A 16,941-nucleotide genomic window follows, 5' to 3' on the forward strand; every position below is an offset into this window, starting at 1 on the left:
AAGTTTGAGCTTTTTTGTAAAATAAAATGCAAACACTTTCATTTATTTAAATATTTGTTATAGTATTAAATACTAGATATGGTTTTTTATTATTAAGTCATCTGATGACCTGTTGATTAGTTAATCTTAAAATAAGGTTTTAAAAATATGAATGGTATAAGGAAGCGATGAAAATGAAAGTCACCCTTTTTGCTACATGTCTAGTAGACATGTTTCAAAGCAACGTTGGAAAAGCAACAGTAGAATTGTTGGAACGCCTTGGGTGTGAAATTGATTTTCCTGAAAATCAAATCTGCTGCGGTCAGCCATCCTATAATAGTGGTTATGTAAAAGATACAAAAGAAGTCATGAAACGGACAATCGATACTTTTATGGATGCTGAATATGTCGTATGTCCTTCAGGGTCCTGTGCTTATATGCTGACAGAATACCCGCATGTATTTGCAGGTGATCCGGTTTGGGAACCAAAAGCAAAAAAATTAGCAGGTAAAGTATATGAATTAACCCAATTTATTGTGGATGTTCTAAAAGTTGAAGACGTCGGTGCAACGTTCAATGGCAAAGTAACTTACCATACCTCCTGCCACATGACAAGATTACTCGGTGTCGTAGAAGCACCGATGAAATTGCTTAAAAACGTAAAAGGCCTTGAGTTTACAGAGCTGCCAGGAAAAGAACAGTGCTGCGGTTTTGGCGGAACCTTCTCCGTTAAAATGGGGAAAATTTCAGAGCAGATGGTTGATGAAAAGGTTCAGCATGTTGAAGAAACAGGAGCAGAATATTTAATTGGCGCAGATGCCGCTTGTTTAATGAACATTGGCGGCCGCCTCGATAGACTCGGAAAGCAAGTTAAAGTATTACATATAGCAGAAGTCTTAAACAGTCATTGATGAAAACAAAGAGATATCAGCTTTGAACGGAGGGACAACAAATGGCAATGAAAATTAGCTCTGAGAACTTGAAAGAGCGGCTCGATCATGAGCTTCAAAACGACTTTATGCGTGGAGCGGTTGCAGGGGCACAAGATGGAATGGGTGTCAAAAGAAGAAGACAAGTTGATGCACTTGGAAATTGGGAAGAGTGGCGGAACCACGGAGAAGAAATCCGTCAGCATGTGTTGGAGAACTTGGATTACTACTTGGAGCAACTAAGTGAAAATGTCGCAAAGCGCGGCGGGCATGTATTTTTTGCCAAAACAGCAGAAGAAGCAAGAGACTATATCGCAGGTGTGGTTAAAAAGAAAAATGCTAAAAAAGTTGTAAAGGCAAAATCCATGGTCACAGAAGAAATAGGCTTAAATACGGCTTTGGAGCAAGCAGGCTGTGATGTTGTCGAGACAGACCTTGGAGAGTACATTCTGCAAATTGATGACCATAATCCGCCATCACACATTGTCGTTCCCGCACTACATAAAAACAAGGAACAAATTCGTGATGTCTTTGCCCATAAATTAGGCTATACGGGAACATCCCAACCAGAAGAATTGGCAGCATGTGCACGTGAAGTGTTACGGCAAGAATATTTATCAGCCGATGTGGGGATCACTGGCTGTAATTTCGCTGTTGCTGAAACGGGTTCCTTCAGCCTTGTTACAAATGAAGGCAATGCAGATCTTGTTACTGCTCTGCCTAAAACCCAGATTACCGTCATGGGAATGGAAAGGATTGTTCCTACATTCGAAGAGATGGAAGTTCTTGTCAGCATGTTGACAAGAAGTGCGGTTGGACAAAAACTGACTAGCTATATTACCGTATTGACCGGACCAAGAGAGGAACTTGATGTCGATGGGCCTGAAGAGTTTCATCTTGTCATCGTTGACAATGGAAGGTCTGATATTTTAGGCGGCGACTTCCAATCTATATTGCAGTGTATTCGCTGTGGAGCTTGTATAAATGTTTGCCCGGTTTATCGCCATGTTGGCGGCCATTCCTACAATTCGATTTATCCGGGACCGATCGGAGCTGTTCTGACTCCTCTGCTTGGAGGGTATGATGAATTCAAGGAACTTCCGTATATGTCCTCTCTTTGTGGTGCATGTACAGATGTTTGTCCGGTAAAAATCCCATTGCATGAACTTCTTCTTAAACATCGCCAAGTGATCGTGGAAGAAGAAGGAAAGGCACCATTTTCCGAAAAGTTACTTATGAAAGCATTTGGTTTAGGTGCTTCTTCTCCAGCGTTCTATAAAATTGCATCCAAAGTGGCACCAACGGCTATGAGCCCCTTCACTTCTGGAGATAAAATCTCTAATGGGCCGGGACCCATGAAGGCTTGGACGGATATTCGCGAGTTCCCGGCTCCGAACAAAGAAAGATTTAGGGATTGGTTTAAAAACCGTGAAAAAGGAGGGAAATAGAAATGGAAGGAACCATTCACAATCGTGATCAGTTCTTAAATACAATTTCTAAAAGGTTAGGACGAGATCGCGTTACATCCGTTGAACTTCCTAAGTGGAAATATCAACCTCAACATGAAGTCTTTAAAGATGCAACACAAGACGAATTAGTCGATATTCTAGAGGATATGTGTACTGAGATTCATACTAATTTCTTTAAAACTGACAAACAAGGGTTACCAAACATTTTAAATCAAGTTGTCACCAATTATGGCGGCGGCCCCATCCTGACATGGAAAGATAAGCGCTTTGCAGAGTGGGGACTTCGTGATTTATTCCAAAACGAGTGGCCTAGTCAGAAAATAGAGGTTAATGAGTGGGACTACAAAAAAGGTGAAGAAAATATTCAACTTGCCGAAAAGGCAAATGTGGGTATTACCATCAGTGAAATTACCCTTGCTGAATCTGGCACAGTTGTTCTTTATAGCAATGAAAATAGAGGCAGATCCCTTAACTTCCTGCCCGCAACCTATATTGCCCTCATTCCAAAGAGTACCCTGGTTCCTCGTATGACTCAGGCTGCAAAGAAAATGAGGGAAATTGAACTTAAAGGCGGAAAGGTACCTTCCTGTATTAACTTTATTACAGGGCCAAGTAACTCTGCCGACATCGAACTAAATCTAGTGGTTGGTGTCCATGGACCCATTAAAGCCTCCTATATATTAATTGATGATTTATAGAAAAAATCCTGCCGAGCGTCGGCAGGATTTTTTCACTTAGAAATCGTTTAAGCAAGCTCCAAAGCGATTTCCATCATTTTCGTGAAGGCAACTTGCCGTTCTTCCGAGGTCGTTTGTTCATGTCGAATCATATGATCACTAACCGTTAAAATCGTAAGTGCGTTAACTCCTGCAAAAGCGGCATTCATATAAAGACCGGCCGTCTCCATTTCCTCGCACAAAATCCCCATTTTGCGCCATTTTTCTAATGCGGTTTCATCGGCATTGTAAAAAACGTCGCTCGACAAAACATTTCCAACATGAACTGGAAACCCTTTTTGATCAGCTACCTTTTTGGCTTTTTCCAATAACGAAAAGGAAGCAATATTGGAAAACTCTCCAGGGAGATCGTATTGGTGTACGTACCGGGAATTCGTTGACGCTCCCATCGCAAACACAATGTCATATAAGTTCATATTATCCTGCATCGCACCACAGGTACCGACGCGAATCAAGTTTTTCACCCCAAATACATGAATAAGCTCCCAAGAATAAAGGCTCATGCTTGGCATCCCCATACCTGTCCCCATCACCGATATTTTTTTTCCATTATAAGTTCCTGTGTATCCTAACATATTTCGGACTGAATTAAATTGAACGGCATCCTCTAAGTAGGTTTCAGCAATAAATTTTGCTCTTAATGGATCCCCTGGCAAAAGAATCGTTTCAGCAATCTCCACTCCATTTGGCTTAATATGTGCGGTTTCCTTTTGTTCAAATGTACTCATCTGTATTCGCTCCCTCTTATCATGTCTCCTATGTATTCTTTCCATGAAACCGCGTAGAATTCCATTTTTACTACGCTTTCATTTCATTGTATAGAAATCTGCTACAACCACAAGCTATTGTATAGTTGTATAATTTCATCATTTTACACACCTGCAAAGAAACTATAAACTACTTACCGCTTATTAATCAACTTTCACTCCCAGATTAGTGAGAAGTAGTCATCTTGGACAAAATACCCATTGCAATTACAATTGATAAAGGCTACTATACTAGCGGTACTTTACAGTAGTAACTATACTGGATTCTTTGTACATAGTGTTTATATTCATCAGGAGGTTACATATGCGATATGGTATTTCAATTCTAGGTATTCTTGTTGTATTAATTTTAGCTTGGCTGGCAAGCACCAATCGAAAAGAGGTAAAATACAAACCAATTATTACGATGCTTGTCATTCAAATTATTTTATCCGTATTACTGTTAAATACAGAATATGGCTTCATCATCATTAAGGGAATAGCTGCTATTTTTAACGTACTGCTCGAATATGCAAATGAAGGGGTTTCCTTTGTGTTTGGCGGCATGGCGAACAAGGGAGAGGCTCCATTCTTTTTAACTGTATTGCTGCCAATTGTATTTATTTCTGTATTAATTGGGATTCTTCAACATCTTAAAATTCTGCCGTTCATCATGAAGGGAATTGGATTGTTATTAAGTAAAGTGAATGGGATGGGTAAGCTTGAATCATATAATGCCGTTGCTTCGTTGATGGTCGGCCAATCAGAGGTTTTCATCACGTTAAAAAAACAACTGGGCCTGTTTTCAAAACAACGTTTGTATACTCTATGCGCTTCGGCGATGTCGACTGTATCGATGTCCATTGTTGGTGCTTATATGACGATGCTGGATCCAAAATATGTTGTCACAGCTTTAGTTTTAAATCTCTTTGGCGGTTTTATCATAGCATCGATTATTAATCCGTACGAGGTAAATCCAAGTGAGGATATATTAGAAATAGAGCAGCTAGAAAAGCAATCCTTTTTTGAAATGCTCGGTGAGTATATCCTTGATGGTTTTAAAGTGGCCATAATCGTCGGGGCCATGCTGATCGGGTTTATTGCTTTAATGTCAGGGATCAATAACGTGTTTGATTTATTGTTGGGCATTTCCTTTCAGCAGCTATTAGGTTATCTCTTCTCTCCAATTGCTTTCATTATGGGGATTCCTTTATCGGAGGCCGTTAGTGCCGGAGGAATAATGGCGACTAAACTGGTGACCAATGAATTTGTTGCGATGCTGGATTTGTCCGGAGGCAAGCATCACTTTAGCGCCCGCACCCTCGGGATTCTTTCTGTATTCCTGGTTTCCTTCGCCAACTTCTCATCCATTGGCATCATTACCGGAGCGGTCAAAAGTCTGAATGAAAAGCAGGGGAATGTTGTCGCACGTTTTGGGTTAAAACTGTTATATGGCGCCACACTTGTCAGCATACTTTCAGGTATCATCGTTAGTATCGTTTTATAAAACACACTAGGTACACGGTGCGCATTGGGTTCCTTAATAGCATCATTCTAAAAGGCAGTGGGCGAACCACTGCCTTTTGTATTTGATCATCATAGAAAACCCATCCTAAACATACTATCCTCACTCATGAATGCCCCATGGGGATATAGAACACAGGGATAATTTAATAACCATTTATAAAGTCAACGATGGTTTCCCTTTCGTCTTCTGTAAGTTCCCTTTTTACGTACCTTTCGTATTCCTCCATTATTTTCTGTTTATCACCTCCGCAAATATCTGTATAGTTTGCAATGGTTCTAAGCTTATCAGCTTCCTGATTAAATTCCTCTTTTGAAATCGGCTTTTGATGCGAAGGGATATATGTATCTGCATCAAATGCATCTAATTCATCTAATAGCCGAAGTGTTTCCTTGATGGTATAGTTTTCTTTTTCGGAATACATATTAGGATAAATACAATCAGCTAGGAAGAGAATCTTTTCTTCTTTGATATACACAATTACCGAATCAGCAGCGTGATTCCCTCCAACGTGCTGTACGATACAAGTGATCCCGCCAAGGTCAATTTCTAATCGTTTTTCAAACGTTAAATCCGGCAGAACAATCGTGATATCCCGATGATTTGTGAATTCCTTCTTAATGGCCCTTGCACAAAATTCAATTTCCGTTCCTTCGTTCACACGTGCATCTATTGCTTCGTCGGACCATGAAAGCGGGATGAGCTTCTCCATTTCCTTTTTTGTTTCTTGGGAAGCAATTGAAACTGCATTAGGTAATGCTGAAAGACCAAAGATATGATCCCAATGCCAATGAGTAAGAACAACCATATCTGGATTGGGAACTTCTCTTTTTAATAGTTCTTCCAAAAAATAATTGGCATGTTCTTCCGAGTTGCCTGCATCAATCATTAATGTCTTGTTCTTACCAACCACCATTCCTAGAATGGGCCGGTCGGTCTCCGATATTGGAGTGATATACCAAAAACTCTTTCCTATTTTGTTAATTGAATGCATAACGGGCCAGCCGCCTTTCATTTTGAATAAATTAAGCCATATAAAAAATGCACCTGCAATTATTAGTTAACAATCAAAAATTGAGATGCAGTTCTTTACTGCTGACTTCATATAATTTCAGCTAAAATCGAGTTTTCTAAAACTTGATATCCATCTGACAGATTAGGTAATTCTTCCTTCTTCTTTTAATATTTGTTCGAATGCACACACCACTTCTTTATCATAATGAGACCCAGCCAATCCTTTCAGTTCATCTATAGCAAGCTGTTCTTTAAACGCTTTTCTATAAGTTCGATCTTCTGTCATGGCATCAAATGTATCACTTACAGCAATAATTCTTGCTTCCAAAAGAATATCATCTCCACTTAACCCATAGGGGTAGCCGCTTCCATTTAACCTTTCATGATGTTGCTCAATAATAGGAGCAAGATCATGATAATAGGAGTTCTTTACCATTGTTGCTCCATCTAAGGGGTGTTTTTTTATAATGTCTAATTCCTCATCCGTTAATCTTCCAGGCTTATTTAATATCTCAATTGGCACATGAATTTTACCAATGTCATGAAGTACAGCAGCCACCGTTAAGTTTTCTAATTGTTCTTTACTAAGTTTTAATTTTTTTGCTATTTTCACAGAATACTTTGCCACTCGATCGCTATGCTTATGGGTATACCTATCTTTTAATTCTACCTTTTTCGTAATTTCCATAAGAGCGGAAATATCCCTGCTTATATGAACAAAGGTTTGTTCCGTAAACACGCATAATAAGGTTACTTTTGAAAGGGCAGTAAAGTGGATTGGATTTTTAAGACCTCTTGCAGTGAAATAATCTTCAGGACTTAATGTAAACTTTTGATTGTCAAGTTCACAAATGACTTGTCCAGATAATAAGTAATAAAACTCCAGGGCGTTAGTATTCTCGCTGGGATAAATATAGAACATTCTTCCTTCTTCTATCTCTTGATGGATCACTTCAACTCCATCTCCTCGAGTTAGCAGACTAAATATCCCATTATTCACAAAATCTACTTTTTCAACAAAAGTTCCCTTTTTTCCAATCATAAAGCCTTCCATGGTATCCCGCCTTAATACGAATAAAAACGAGCTCAAAAGGAACCCGCTTTCATTTTACTATATAATTTTCAGAAGTGTATAAAAATTTAGCATCCAACTATTCTAATAGGATCAATCCATACCCACTTATCACCAAAACGGACTAGCTTCCAACTGCATTCCGCTTGAACACCCTTTTCAGCAGCCTTTTTAATCGTTTCATTCGACATTTTTAATGTTTCATCATATACATCAGTAATGACCTTATCTAAATCTTTTGTAAAACGTTCTGTTTTTTCATCATATTTAGCTGATTTTTCATTTAGCTTCTGATTAAGCTTATTTATTTTTTCTTCTAACTTTTGAGCGTCTTTATCATCATCAGACAATAGCTGTCCTGTTATCTTATTAATTTCCTCATTGATTTCTGTTACTTTCCTATTAATCTTTGCTTGTTCTTCTTCTAACCTGGCATTTATTTCTGCTAATTTCTTATTCAATTCTTCTATTTTTTTTACATCGTTATTTGCAGCATTTAAATCGGATAATGCCTTTCCTCTTTCATTTTTTAGCTTTACAATCTGGTCTCCTTCTTCAATTTTGCGAATGTCTAGAATGTAGCCGGCTTGCAATTTATCTGCTTTTTCTACCGCTACTTCAATCTTTCTATCAATTTCCTTGTTTGTCTTGTTAATTAGTTCAATTCCTTTTTGATAATCACCCTCAGCAGCATAAGCTGGAGAAGCAATTCCTAAAAATACTGCAGCTGAAAATAAAATCGACAATACTTTCTTCATACTATTGCTTCACACCCCATTTTTCTATTTTAGACGACAAAAAAAGACCTGATCCATTACAAGGGCCTTTATCAATACGCATCTGGCTGGCGCAGCAATTTCCTACTTTAGCCCCTATATATATACGCCCATATTCTTTCATATAGGCTGCCCTTTGGGTCTATTTTAGTATCTACCATTATTATACAGGGTATAAACACCTAATTCTATTATTTTTGTAATATTTTGTATTTTTATATGTATAATACCTGTCATTTACAAACCAACCTTAAAACAAATTGCGCTAAAACACGAAGGAGACCCTCCAATACGAGTGGTCTCCTTCGTTTACTATTAAGCTTTTTCATACTTCTTTATTTAACTCTATTAACCGTTTCGTCATGCCGTTAGCTCCTTCTTTTCTGAAGGAAACATTCCGAGCATAAGGACCACGGGTACGATATTAACAACAGCCAACACGGTCCCTTGAAAATCCGTCCCACTCATTAACCCGTGTACAGTTACTAGAATATACAAAATAGGGTTGAGAGCATGCAGCTTCTGCCATCTTTTATAACCAATTTTCTTACGGAATTTCGATGTGACATTCGTTAAAATTAAGAAATAAGTCGCAATCGATCCAATACCCATCGAAATGGTTTGATAGCTGCCACTAAATGGAATTATGATATCGGACCAACTGAATTTCATATATGCATCAATCAATAAAACCCCTAAGTGACCGAATGTCATAATCAATGACCAGTCAGACAATACCTCATGAAAATGAAGGAGATTATTTACTTTCTTTTTCCGTTTCTTCTGGACCGCAGAATATATTCCAGTTAATGCCGCCAAATATAATAATAGATAAGCCACCACCCCGGTTGCCCGGATTGCGTACCATTCAAAGGATTCCATTCTATTCGCCGCCTCTCCAAATTTCCTTTGCTTCATTTATCAAAACCGCTGGATTCCTTTTGACAGAAAGCAAGGCCTTCCCGCGCTCTTCTCCCAACAAAAGAATCACTTTTGCCAAAACATCTGCTTCCACCGCAGTATGCGCGGTGACAGTTGAAGAAATAATAGTGCTCGCAGATGGTTCACCTGTTGTAGGATCAATAAGGTGATGCTTGCTTCTGCCATTCACCATCCATCTTCGTTTCATCGAAGTAGAAGTAGCAACAGCCCCTTCTGTTACTTGGATGGATGAGAGCATGTTGGATGGCTCAAAAGGATCCTCTATGCCAATATTTAAAGCCCGTGGAAAACTTCCGAAAATCCGAATATCTCCGCCGACATTCACAAATCCAAATCCATATTTGGATAAGATATCAGCTGCACGGTCGACCACCCAGCCCTTCGCAATTCCGCCTAAATCAATCCGAGTGTTTAGCACCACTGTTTGTTTTTCTTCATCTAATTGATAAGGCTTCAGTTTTGTAAAAACCAGAGCTGTGGGGGAGGGGACACCCAGCTCCCGCCCTTTGATAAACTCAATGGATTTTGTGTAGCCGCTATTTTCAATCGCTGATAAAATACCTGGATTAAAGACGCCATTTGTTTCCTCGTAAAATTGTAGTGCATCTTTTAAAATGGTAAATAATAGATCTGATGCATTCACTTCTTTTTCTAGCTGTTGATTTAACTGTGATAACTCACTATTTTCCTTAAACCGGCTGCAAGTATCTTCGACAGAGGCAAATAGTTTATATACCGGCATGAGATCATTTGCAAATAATTCCTTACTTATCAATATTTGTACCATTGTACTCATTGAATTGAAGTTATACTTAAACATCATTTGGTTCCTCCTGCATAGTATCAAGTGCCATATCTGCATTATGAAACGCCAACCTTAATTAAGTCTTAACAGAAGTTAAAAAAAGGTAATGAATGTGTTTATAACTAAAAAAGCCAACTCCTGTTATTGAGGACGTTGGCTTTTTACGACTGAATAAATAGCTATTCGCATATTAATAAAAAAACTGGCCGATGGGAGTGATCGCTTGAGCAATTTCAATCCAGAAAAACTATTTGTGACTTACAGCAGTGGGGTTACAGCTACGGAACCTGTTATTCCAAGATGTTACACACTCACTCACTCAGATATTACTGGTGAACTTTTTTTAAACATTGGAAATCATTATGCCTGGGAAAAGATCAATCCTATGAGGGATGAAGTTTTAGGCGAATGGAAACAGAGTGGGAGTTTCTTATATTTCTATATTTATTTATATATAGATCAAGGGGAATATAATGTTAATGTATCAGCAAAACGCAATGAAATATTTAGACGTGAATTACCACTTGCCTTAACAGCTATTCGTTACGGTGATAGGTTTTTATTCAGTGCATATCCTAAATTAGACAAAACTTTCATAATCATTAACTTCATGTCAGCCCATCCACAGTTTGCTAGGCAAGAAAATTGGGGGACATTCCATCCTTATTCATACAGTTAATCGATTATATGATACTACTTAACAAAGTCGCTTCCTCCACCAATAACGTAAGAGTTAAATTTATTCATTTTTTTCCTGTATGGGGAGGCTTGTTAATGTTGTAAATGCGTTTGCCACTTTTCTTGCGAAGGAGAGAGGCGGTTCGACCGATTGAATATGAATATACATTAGACTTGGTTGAACAAATATCCAGTGATTATGCAACGCACTCACAATTAACCCCTGACCCATAACTGATCTTGTGAAATTTGGTATCTCCTGTTCAAGTAATGTTATCTCCCCAAGATTTAGTGCATTTGCATTTACATCCAATGATTCAAAAGAAATCCCTACCGGTAAAACAGAATGAGTTGGCCTTCCTTGTACATGAGCATTAAAACTGCGTTTTAAGCTAACCAAGCATCCATTTTCCACCATTTTGGCTTTTCCATTTAATATTTGTGCAAATTGGTCTCCCAGCTGCTTCAAGTTAGTCATTGATTAGCCCCCCTTTTCGCATTCTCCGAAAATAAGCCTATTTTGATTATATTCACCAGTGAAAAATATATTAGGAAAACTCATCACTTGGAGGGCTCTAAGGGTCAAGGTAATCATCATCCATAGTGCCTTTTTTATAGTAAATTCGGACACCACCTTGCCTTTTTACCTTCCACTTGTCCAAAGTTCACTCTACTTCGGACATTACCTTGCCTTTTTACCTTCCCCTTGTCCGAAGTTTACTCTACTTCGGACACCACCTTGCCTTTTTACCTTCCACTTGTCCAAAGTTCATTCTACTTCGGACATTACCTTGCCTTTTTACCTTTCCCTTGTCCAAAGTTTACTCTACTTCGGACACCACCTTGCCTTTTTACCTTCCACTTGTCCAAAGTTCATTCTACTTCGGACATTACCTTGCCTTTTTACCTTTCCCTTGTCCAAAGTTTACTCTACTTCGGACACCACCTTGCCTTTTTACCTTCCACTTGTCCAAAGTTCATTCTACTTCGGACATTACCTTGCCTTTTTACCTTTCCCTTGTCCAAAGTTTACTCTACTTCGGACACCACCTTGCCTTTTTACCTTCCACTTGTCCAAAGTTCATTCTACTTCGGACACCACTTCATCTTTTTGGTGCTGCCTTTTATAAAGTTGAGCAAAAATAGAAAAGCCGCACCCATTTATAGTAAGGTTTCCCGCACCTATAAAAGCAGCAGTTTTTAAATATGTCGTCATTAACCTGTATTTGCATTTTGGAAAGTCGGAATGCCCTGTGTCCCACGCATCTGAGTTTTCAATGTTTATCAATCTATCTTATCGATAAAATGAATTGTGTTGCAGCCAAATACCCTTTATATTTGTGTATAAATGAAACCTTCAGAATGCCTGGATATATCCGGGCATTTTTGTATGAATCGGTATTGTTGGGTAATTCCAATAAAGGAGGAGATAAGTTTAATGAGTTTTTATCAAAAAATCTTTAAAGAATATTGGAATCCATACGTGGCCATTAGTATTGCAGGTCTTGTCAGTGCGTTATACTTCGGGATTACGGGCACGGTTTGGGCGGTTACGGGGGAATTCACCAGATTAGGCGGGCATATCTTACAATGGTTCGGTGTCGATGTGTCGCAATGGGCGTATTTTCAACTGGTGGGCATTAAAGGGACTCCCATCAGCCGGACCGATGGATGGATTGTCATTGGGATGCTCGCTGGCGCACTGATAACAATTTTACTAAGCAACAGTTTTAAGATTCGCGTGCCAAAACAAAAGAGGCGTTTATTTCAAGGATTTATTGGCGGCATCATTGCTGGATTTGGCGCACGCCTTGCCCTTGGATGCAATTTGGCTGCCTTTTTTACAGGTGTGCCTCAATTCTCATTCCACTCCTGGATCTTTATGTTGACCACTGCGGTTGGTACCTACTTTGGCGTGAAAGTTGTAAATACAAAGTGGTGGCGGGGAAAACCAACCTTGACGAAAGGCTCGATGAAACCAGTTGTCACCCAGCATGTAGAAAAAAGGAATATTCAACCGGTACTTGGCGTTATTTTTGCCTGTCTGTATCTCGCAATTGTTCTTTTCTTTTTCGCAACAGACAAACCACTCCTAGCAGTTGCCTGTATAGCAGGAGCCCTGTTTGGAATTCTAATTGAACGAGGACAGATTTGTTTCACTTCTGCTTTCCGCGATTTATGGGTCAGCGGGAGGGCTGTCATGTCCAAGGCCATTTCGGTTGGGATGATGATTAGTGTAATCATAACATTTTTCTATATTCACAACGGTTCTGTTGCCATTATTAAAATGGCCGCTCCCAGCACGGCAATCGGCGGCCTGCTTTTCGGGTTTGGCATTGTACTTGCCGGCGGCTGCGAGACCGGCATGATGTATCGGGCAATGGAAGGCCAACTGTTATTCTGGGTGGTAGGCGCAGGTAACATCGTTGGTGCCACAGCTCTTGCCTATGGCTGGGATCATCTCGGTATCTATCATGCCCTTGTAGAAGATTGGCCAAAAGTCAACTTAATCGAACAATGGGGGCCTATGGGAGCTCTGTTCGGAACGCTGGCCATGCTGGCTGCTTGGTTTTTCCTATCAAATTGGTGGCAAAAGCGGTTCCGTTACGGAAAGGGCATTCATCTTCAAAAAACGGAACGAATTTCTCACGTTACAAAGGAGGCCTAATTAATACATGTCCCAGGTGATCGATGTCAACTACACTCTGGATATTCGCGGCGAGCCATGACCATACCCTGTCATTTTTGCGCTGGATGCGCTAAAAACCATGAAAATTGGGGAAGTCTTGCAAGTCATTGCAGATTGTCCGCAATCCTTTCGAAGTGTTCCGGAGGAAGCCGTCAAACACGGTTACCAGCTTCTGAAGGAACCGGAAAAAGTCGGACAGGATATCTATTTTTATATTAAAGTCGTAAAATAGCAGGCTGTTTGCTTTCAATTTTTAAAAAGTTCCTATAGTGCAGACATGAAAAAAGTCATCCTAGAGGTACTTTTTGTATAAAGACTGAATAGGAGAACGTACAACCGTTCCTCGACAAGATAGTTATTTATTAATGAACTATGCTAACATAACATTATAATTTAGTGAGGTGAAGAAATTGAAAAACAAAGTCATTTTACTTGCTTCAGATCAGCTTGGCAAAGGCGAACCAGAACTAGGTGAAGGAATATTAGAAACCTTCTTTACAATTCTTAAGCAAAAGGAAGAGCTGCCCGAGGCAGTTTTTTGCATGAATCGCGGTGTGTTTACATTAACGGACAGCTCGCTTGTTTCTCTCCAATTAAAAGAACTGGAAGAAAAGGGAGTTGACATTCTTGCTTGTAAAACATGTGTTGACTTTTATGAGCTGAACGATAAGCTTGTAGTCGGGAAAATCAGTGGAATGGCCCATTTTATTGAGCTAGCCTCTAAATATGAAGTAATGACATTGTCTTGATTTTAGATAAATTTAGCCACACAAAAAAACTGCACCTCACTTATTAGATCTAATCAGAATTGAGGTGCAGTTCATTACTGTGATTTTCATATAATTTCAGCTATATTTACATTTTTAAAATTCCCCAGGCAAAAACCTCAAAAATAAATCGATACCAACCCTTATGGTATTAGCATTCAACCAAAAAGCCGCCCCTATTTATGATAAGGTTCACCGCACTTCTTATACCGGCAGTTTTTTAAAAGTACCAACTCCCTTTGCTAGTAGTTGGAGCAAACAAAATCAATCTTTTATCCTGTTTCTTTCACCTAAACCTTTTTAAACGTGGCCATCATCATAATTTACTACTATTTTCAGGTCCCTTGAACCATTTAATGTTACTTCCTTCTAGGCCCTTTTCTTCTCTTTTCTTGAATTGATACCTCCACTAAGGAAAGCAAAATATATAATTATTATAAAAACTGACACACTAGATCCAATGTAAAGAAAATTACTAATAACTTTTGGCTCTTTTTATAAACCAATCAGTTCACTATATGATTGTTAAATTACATATTTTTTAAATTAACTCAAACTTTTTCCAAACTATTTTCGAATATATTTATAGGATGAGATTCGACGTGGGGGATTATGAATAAATATGGACAATGAAAAAACTTGGATTAAACAGGTACAGAAAAATGCCAGCAGTACATCGGCGAATGAACTCGTATCGAAGTATTATAAAGAAATCTTTTCGTTTGTTTATAAACAGACAATAGATACCGAGCTCTCACTGGACTTGACACAAGAAATATTTATTAATGCCTTAAAATCTATTAAGGGTTATGACAGCAGTAAAGCATTGTTTAGAACATGGTTATACAAGCTGGCTTCAAACCGGCTTGTGGATTATTATCGGTCTAAAAGTTATAAATATCTGAAACTCTCTCAATCAATAGAAGATTATGAGTTGGAGGATGATTACGATATGACCGTTTCACTTGAATACAAAATCGATTATGAACATGTAACAAAGCTAGTGAACAAATTAGATATTCATTCCCAGCAAATCGTGCGCTTAAAGCTGTTTGGGGACTATTCCCTACAGGAAATCTCCTCCATGGAGAGGATTCCATTATCCACAGTCAAGACAAGATATTACACCGCTTTGAAATGGATCAAAAAAGAAATGAAGGTGGGATAAGATGACTAAAGAAAAATTCCAAATTCCAATGCCAGAAGACCATATCATCCAAAGAGAGATAAGCAAAATTGTCTATGACGGCTTGAAACAACCAGTTTCATTTCCAGCTTATCTAAAAAAAATGCTTCAAGAAGTGGGATTGAAGTATTTATTTCAAGACCGGTGGCAATTGGTCTCCATTCTATTCGCCACCATGGCATCAGTGGTTGTTTATGCTTTGTTAACTCAACCTGTCAATCTCGAAATTCATGAAATTTATGCCTATTTGTTTTTGATCTCACCGATTTTATTCCTTACCTTTTCCCTCTACTCGTACGGGAACAAGTTTTGGAATACTACATTTGAGGTTGAGATGTCTTGTAAGTACAACGTCTATCAGATCGCAGCTTTTCGGATGCTTGTGTTTAGTATTGCAGCGATCCTTTTTAACGCAGGGGGAATTGCGGTGATAGGAAGATTGACAGAGATTGATTTTATTCGCGCCTTTATGGTCTCAACCACTGCCCTATTTGTATTCGCTCTCCTATTTCTATATACATTGATGGTTCGACGTTCATTTGTTGCAGGGACAGCGGTCCTACTTAGCTGGGTATTTGTAAATCTATTATTACTTTATCTTAACAACCAGCTTTACATTCGGATTCTCACCAGCCTATCACTAGTGGTCTATGGACTTGTTCTGAGTGTTAGTATCTATTTATATACGAAATACTTGAAAAAATTAATCGACTATAAACAAACAGAAGGAGTTATATAATGATGCTGGTCATAAAAAATGTGAGCAAACAATACGGAGAGTTTACAGCTTTAAATCAAATAAATTTGGAATTAACCAACGGGCTTTATGGCCTGCTCGCACCAAACGGAGCCGGCAAAACGACGTTATTGAAAATGCTGGCTACCTTAATTGTCCCTAGTAAAGGGGAGATCCTTTATAACGGGCTAAATATTCAAGATATGGATGAAGACTATCGTTCGCTGCTGGGGTATTTGCCCCAACAATTCGGTTATTATAAAAACTACTCTCCTAAGCAATATCTTCTTTACTTAGCGGCATTAAAGGGAATCGGGAAAACAGAAGCTCGAACCAGAATAGAAGATTTGCTGGAAAAGGTGGCGTTAACAGCAGAAATCAACAAAAAGATGAAAAAGTTCTCAGGAGGGATGATCCAGCGGGTTGGTATCGCGCAAGCATTATTAAATGATCCGAGAATCTTGATTTTGGACGAGCCCACCGCCGGATTGGATTCAAAGGAGAGAGCACGATTTAGGCACCTGCTAACAGAGCTTGCACGGGAAAGATTGGTCATTGTTTCTACCCATATCGTTTCTGACATCGAGTCGATTGCCAACGAAGTAATCATGATCAAGAACCAACAGATTCTATATAAAGACAGCGTGGAGACCATTTGTCATTCTCTTGAAGGCCAAGTCTATGAAACTACGATTCCTTACCTTCAGTTAGAAGAATTCAGACATCAATACCTTTTATTATCTGAAAAGCAAGAGCGGGAAAATATGATTGTCCGGTTTATTTATCAGGGCCAAGCACCAGCTGGTTGGAAAAAGTCTACCCCTAGCTTAGAAGATGTTTTCCTATATGAGTACCGCGATGAATTACTTACTGAGGCAGATGTATCATGAG

The 16,941-nt window shown here is 38.9% G+C and carries 18 protein-coding genes; 11 read left to right on the top strand and 7 right to left on the bottom strand.

Translation table 11 applies throughout. From position 1 onward, the window contains the following. Positions 1-173: 173 nt before the first annotated feature. The 3 genes from AC4E8C_RS24535 to AC4E8C_RS24545 are packed head-to-tail and all read left to right on the top strand — an operon-like array spanning position 174 to position 3,075. Entirely contained in the window at positions 174-890 is a 717-nt protein-coding gene (locus tag AC4E8C_RS24535) for a (Fe-S)-binding protein (RefSeq protein ID WP_490209235.1), read from the top strand. A gap of 41 nt (positions 891-931) precedes the next feature. Beyond that, a complete protein-coding gene (locus AC4E8C_RS24540; RefSeq protein ID WP_490209236.1) occupies positions 932-2,356 on the top strand; it encodes a LutB/LldF family L-lactate oxidation iron-sulfur protein in 1,425 nt (474 codons plus the stop codon). Positions 2,357-2,358: 2 nt separating this feature from the next. Then, positions 2,359-3,075, top strand: a complete 717-nt coding sequence (locus AC4E8C_RS24545; RefSeq protein ID WP_490209237.1) for a LutC/YkgG family protein — start codon at positions 2,359-2,361, stop codon at positions 3,073-3,075. Between the two features lie 47 nt (positions 3,076-3,122). Here the strand turns inward: AC4E8C_RS24545 and deoD are convergent, their stop codons facing one another. Then, entirely contained in the window at positions 3,123-3,842 is a 720-nt protein-coding gene (gene deoD, locus AC4E8C_RS24550) for a purine-nucleoside phosphorylase (RefSeq protein WP_490209238.1), read from the bottom strand. 343 nt (positions 3,843-4,185) lie between these two features. On the opposite strand from deoD, the gene AC4E8C_RS24555 reads away from it, so the two are divergent. After that, entirely contained in the window at positions 4,186-5,367 is a 1,182-nt protein-coding gene (locus AC4E8C_RS24555; RefSeq protein ID WP_490209239.1) for a NupC/NupG family nucleoside CNT transporter, read from the top strand. Positions 5,368-5,530: 163 nt separating this feature from the next. On the opposite strand, the gene AC4E8C_RS24560 is transcribed toward AC4E8C_RS24555, so the two are convergent. From AC4E8C_RS24560 to AC4E8C_RS24580, 5 genes are all read right to left on the bottom strand, one after another. Then, positions 5,531-6,379 (bottom strand): MBL fold metallo-hydrolase, encoded by an 849-nt coding sequence (locus tag AC4E8C_RS24560; protein ID WP_490209240.1) that lies wholly within the window; start codon positions 6,377-6,379, stop codon positions 5,531-5,533. Between the two features lie 162 nt (positions 6,380-6,541). Beyond that, entirely contained in the window at positions 6,542-7,453 is a 912-nt protein-coding gene (locus tag AC4E8C_RS24565) for an HD domain-containing phosphohydrolase (protein WP_490209241.1), read from the bottom strand. A gap of 86 nt (positions 7,454-7,539) precedes the next feature. Beyond that, on the bottom strand, positions 7,540-8,229 hold the full coding sequence (locus AC4E8C_RS24570; RefSeq protein ID WP_490209242.1) for a kinetochore Spc7 family protein: 690 nt from the start codon (positions 8,227-8,229) through the stop codon (positions 7,540-7,542). 378 nt (positions 8,230-8,607) lie between these two features. Next, the gene (locus tag AC4E8C_RS24575) at positions 8,608-9,129 is read right to left on the bottom strand and encodes a ferric reductase-like transmembrane domain-containing protein (protein WP_490209243.1); all 522 of its coding nucleotides are present in this window, start codon (positions 9,127-9,129) and stop codon (positions 8,608-8,610) included. 1 nt (position 9,130) lies between these two features. Further along, positions 9,131-10,012 carry an FAD:protein FMN transferase gene (locus AC4E8C_RS24580; RefSeq protein ID WP_490209244.1) on the bottom strand — a complete coding sequence of 294 codons (882 nt, stop codon included), beginning with the start codon at positions 10,010-10,012 and terminating at the stop codon, positions 9,131-9,133. Between the two features lie 205 nt (positions 10,013-10,217). On the opposite strand from AC4E8C_RS24580, the gene AC4E8C_RS24585 reads away from it, so the two are divergent. Beyond that, a complete protein-coding gene (locus tag AC4E8C_RS24585; RefSeq protein ID WP_490209245.1) occupies positions 10,218-10,673 on the top strand; it encodes a staygreen family protein in 456 nt (151 codons plus the stop codon). A 60-nt stretch (positions 10,674-10,733) separates the two neighbouring features. Here AC4E8C_RS24585 and AC4E8C_RS24590 read toward each other — a convergent pair whose 3' ends face one another. Then, a complete protein-coding gene (locus AC4E8C_RS24590; protein WP_490209246.1) occupies positions 10,734-11,150 on the bottom strand; it encodes a DUF1259 domain-containing protein in 417 nt (138 codons plus the stop codon). 960 nt (positions 11,151-12,110) lie between these two features. Here AC4E8C_RS24590 and yedE point away from each other — a divergent pair. The 6 genes from yedE to AC4E8C_RS24620 all read left to right on the top strand — a co-directional run bounded on the left by yedE (position 12,111) and on the right by AC4E8C_RS24620 (position 16,940). Then, on the top strand, positions 12,111-13,340 hold the full coding sequence (gene yedE / locus AC4E8C_RS24595; protein ID WP_490209247.1) for a selenium metabolism membrane protein YedE/FdhT: 1,230 nt from the start codon (positions 12,111-12,113) through the stop codon (positions 13,338-13,340). 73 nt (positions 13,341-13,413) lie between these two features. After that, complete coding sequence (locus tag AC4E8C_RS24600; RefSeq protein WP_308806343.1) at positions 13,414-13,593, top strand: sulfurtransferase TusA family protein; 180 nt, start codon at positions 13,414-13,416, stop codon at positions 13,591-13,593. 178 nt (positions 13,594-13,771) lie between these two features. Further along, complete coding sequence (locus tag AC4E8C_RS24605; RefSeq protein WP_490209248.1) at positions 13,772-14,110, top strand: DsrE family protein; 339 nt, start codon at positions 13,772-13,774, stop codon at positions 14,108-14,110. Between the two features lie 640 nt (positions 14,111-14,750). Next, the gene (locus tag AC4E8C_RS24610) at positions 14,751-15,296 is read left to right on the top strand and encodes an RNA polymerase sigma factor (RefSeq protein WP_490209249.1); all 546 of its coding nucleotides are present in this window, start codon (positions 14,751-14,753) and stop codon (positions 15,294-15,296) included. Between the two features lies 1 nt (position 15,297). Beyond that, positions 15,298-16,053, top strand: coding sequence for a hypothetical protein (locus AC4E8C_RS24615; protein WP_490209250.1), 756 nt, complete (start codon positions 15,298-15,300; stop codon positions 16,051-16,053). Then, the gene (locus AC4E8C_RS24620) at positions 16,053-16,940 is read left to right on the top strand and encodes an ABC transporter ATP-binding protein (RefSeq protein ID WP_490209251.1); all 888 of its coding nucleotides are present in this window, start codon (positions 16,053-16,055) and stop codon (positions 16,938-16,940) included. The genes AC4E8C_RS24615 and AC4E8C_RS24620 overlap by 1 nt, the downstream gene beginning before the upstream one ends. Position 16,941: the final 1 nt, after the last annotated feature.

This window comes from Neobacillus sp. SRL179 (assembly GCF_984799095.1).

What these genes read in the sequence shown, in the direction of transcription:
- AC4E8C_RS24565 (WP_490209241.1), bottom strand. Translation starts at nt 7,453, where the DNA reads ATGGAAGGCTTTATGATTGGAAAAAAGGGAACTTTTGTTGAAAAAGTA.
- AC4E8C_RS24555 (WP_490209239.1), top strand. Translation starts at nt 4,186, where the DNA reads ATGCGATATGGTATTTCAATTCTAGGTATTCTTGTTGTATTAATTTTA.
- AC4E8C_RS24580 (WP_490209244.1), bottom strand. Translation starts at nt 10,012, where the DNA reads ATGATGTTTAAGTATAACTTCAATTCAATGAGTACAATGGTACAAATA.
- yedE (WP_490209247.1), top strand. Translation starts at nt 12,111, where the DNA reads ATGAGTTTTTATCAAAAAATCTTTAAAGAATATTGGAATCCATACGTG.
- AC4E8C_RS24535 (WP_490209235.1), top strand. Translation starts at nt 174, where the DNA reads ATGAAAGTCACCCTTTTTGCTACATGTCTAGTAGACATGTTTCAAAGC.
- AC4E8C_RS24545 (WP_490209237.1), top strand. Translation starts at nt 2,359, where the DNA reads ATGGAAGGAACCATTCACAATCGTGATCAGTTCTTAAATACAATTTCT.
- AC4E8C_RS24610 (WP_490209249.1), top strand. Translation starts at nt 14,751, where the DNA reads ATGGACAATGAAAAAACTTGGATTAAACAGGTACAGAAAAATGCCAGC.
- AC4E8C_RS24560 (WP_490209240.1), bottom strand. Translation starts at nt 6,379, where the DNA reads ATGCATTCAATTAACAAAATAGGAAAGAGTTTTTGGTATATCACTCCA.
- AC4E8C_RS24575 (WP_490209243.1), bottom strand. Translation starts at nt 9,129, where the DNA reads ATGGAATCCTTTGAATGGTACGCAATCCGGGCAACCGGGGTGGTGGCT.
- AC4E8C_RS24620 (WP_490209251.1), top strand. Translation starts at nt 16,053, where the DNA reads ATGATGCTGGTCATAAAAAATGTGAGCAAACAATACGGAGAGTTTACA.
- AC4E8C_RS24540 (WP_490209236.1), top strand. Translation starts at nt 932, where the DNA reads ATGGCAATGAAAATTAGCTCTGAGAACTTGAAAGAGCGGCTCGATCAT.
- deoD (WP_490209238.1), bottom strand. Translation starts at nt 3,842, where the DNA reads ATGAGTACATTTGAACAAAAGGAAACCGCACATATTAAGCCAAATGGA.
- AC4E8C_RS24590 (WP_490209246.1), bottom strand. Translation starts at nt 11,150, where the DNA reads ATGACTAACTTGAAGCAGCTGGGAGACCAATTTGCACAAATATTAAAT.
- AC4E8C_RS24615 (WP_490209250.1), top strand. Translation starts at nt 15,298, where the DNA reads ATGACTAAAGAAAAATTCCAAATTCCAATGCCAGAAGACCATATCATC.
- AC4E8C_RS24570 (WP_490209242.1), bottom strand. Translation starts at nt 8,229, where the DNA reads ATGAAGAAAGTATTGTCGATTTTATTTTCAGCTGCAGTATTTTTAGGA.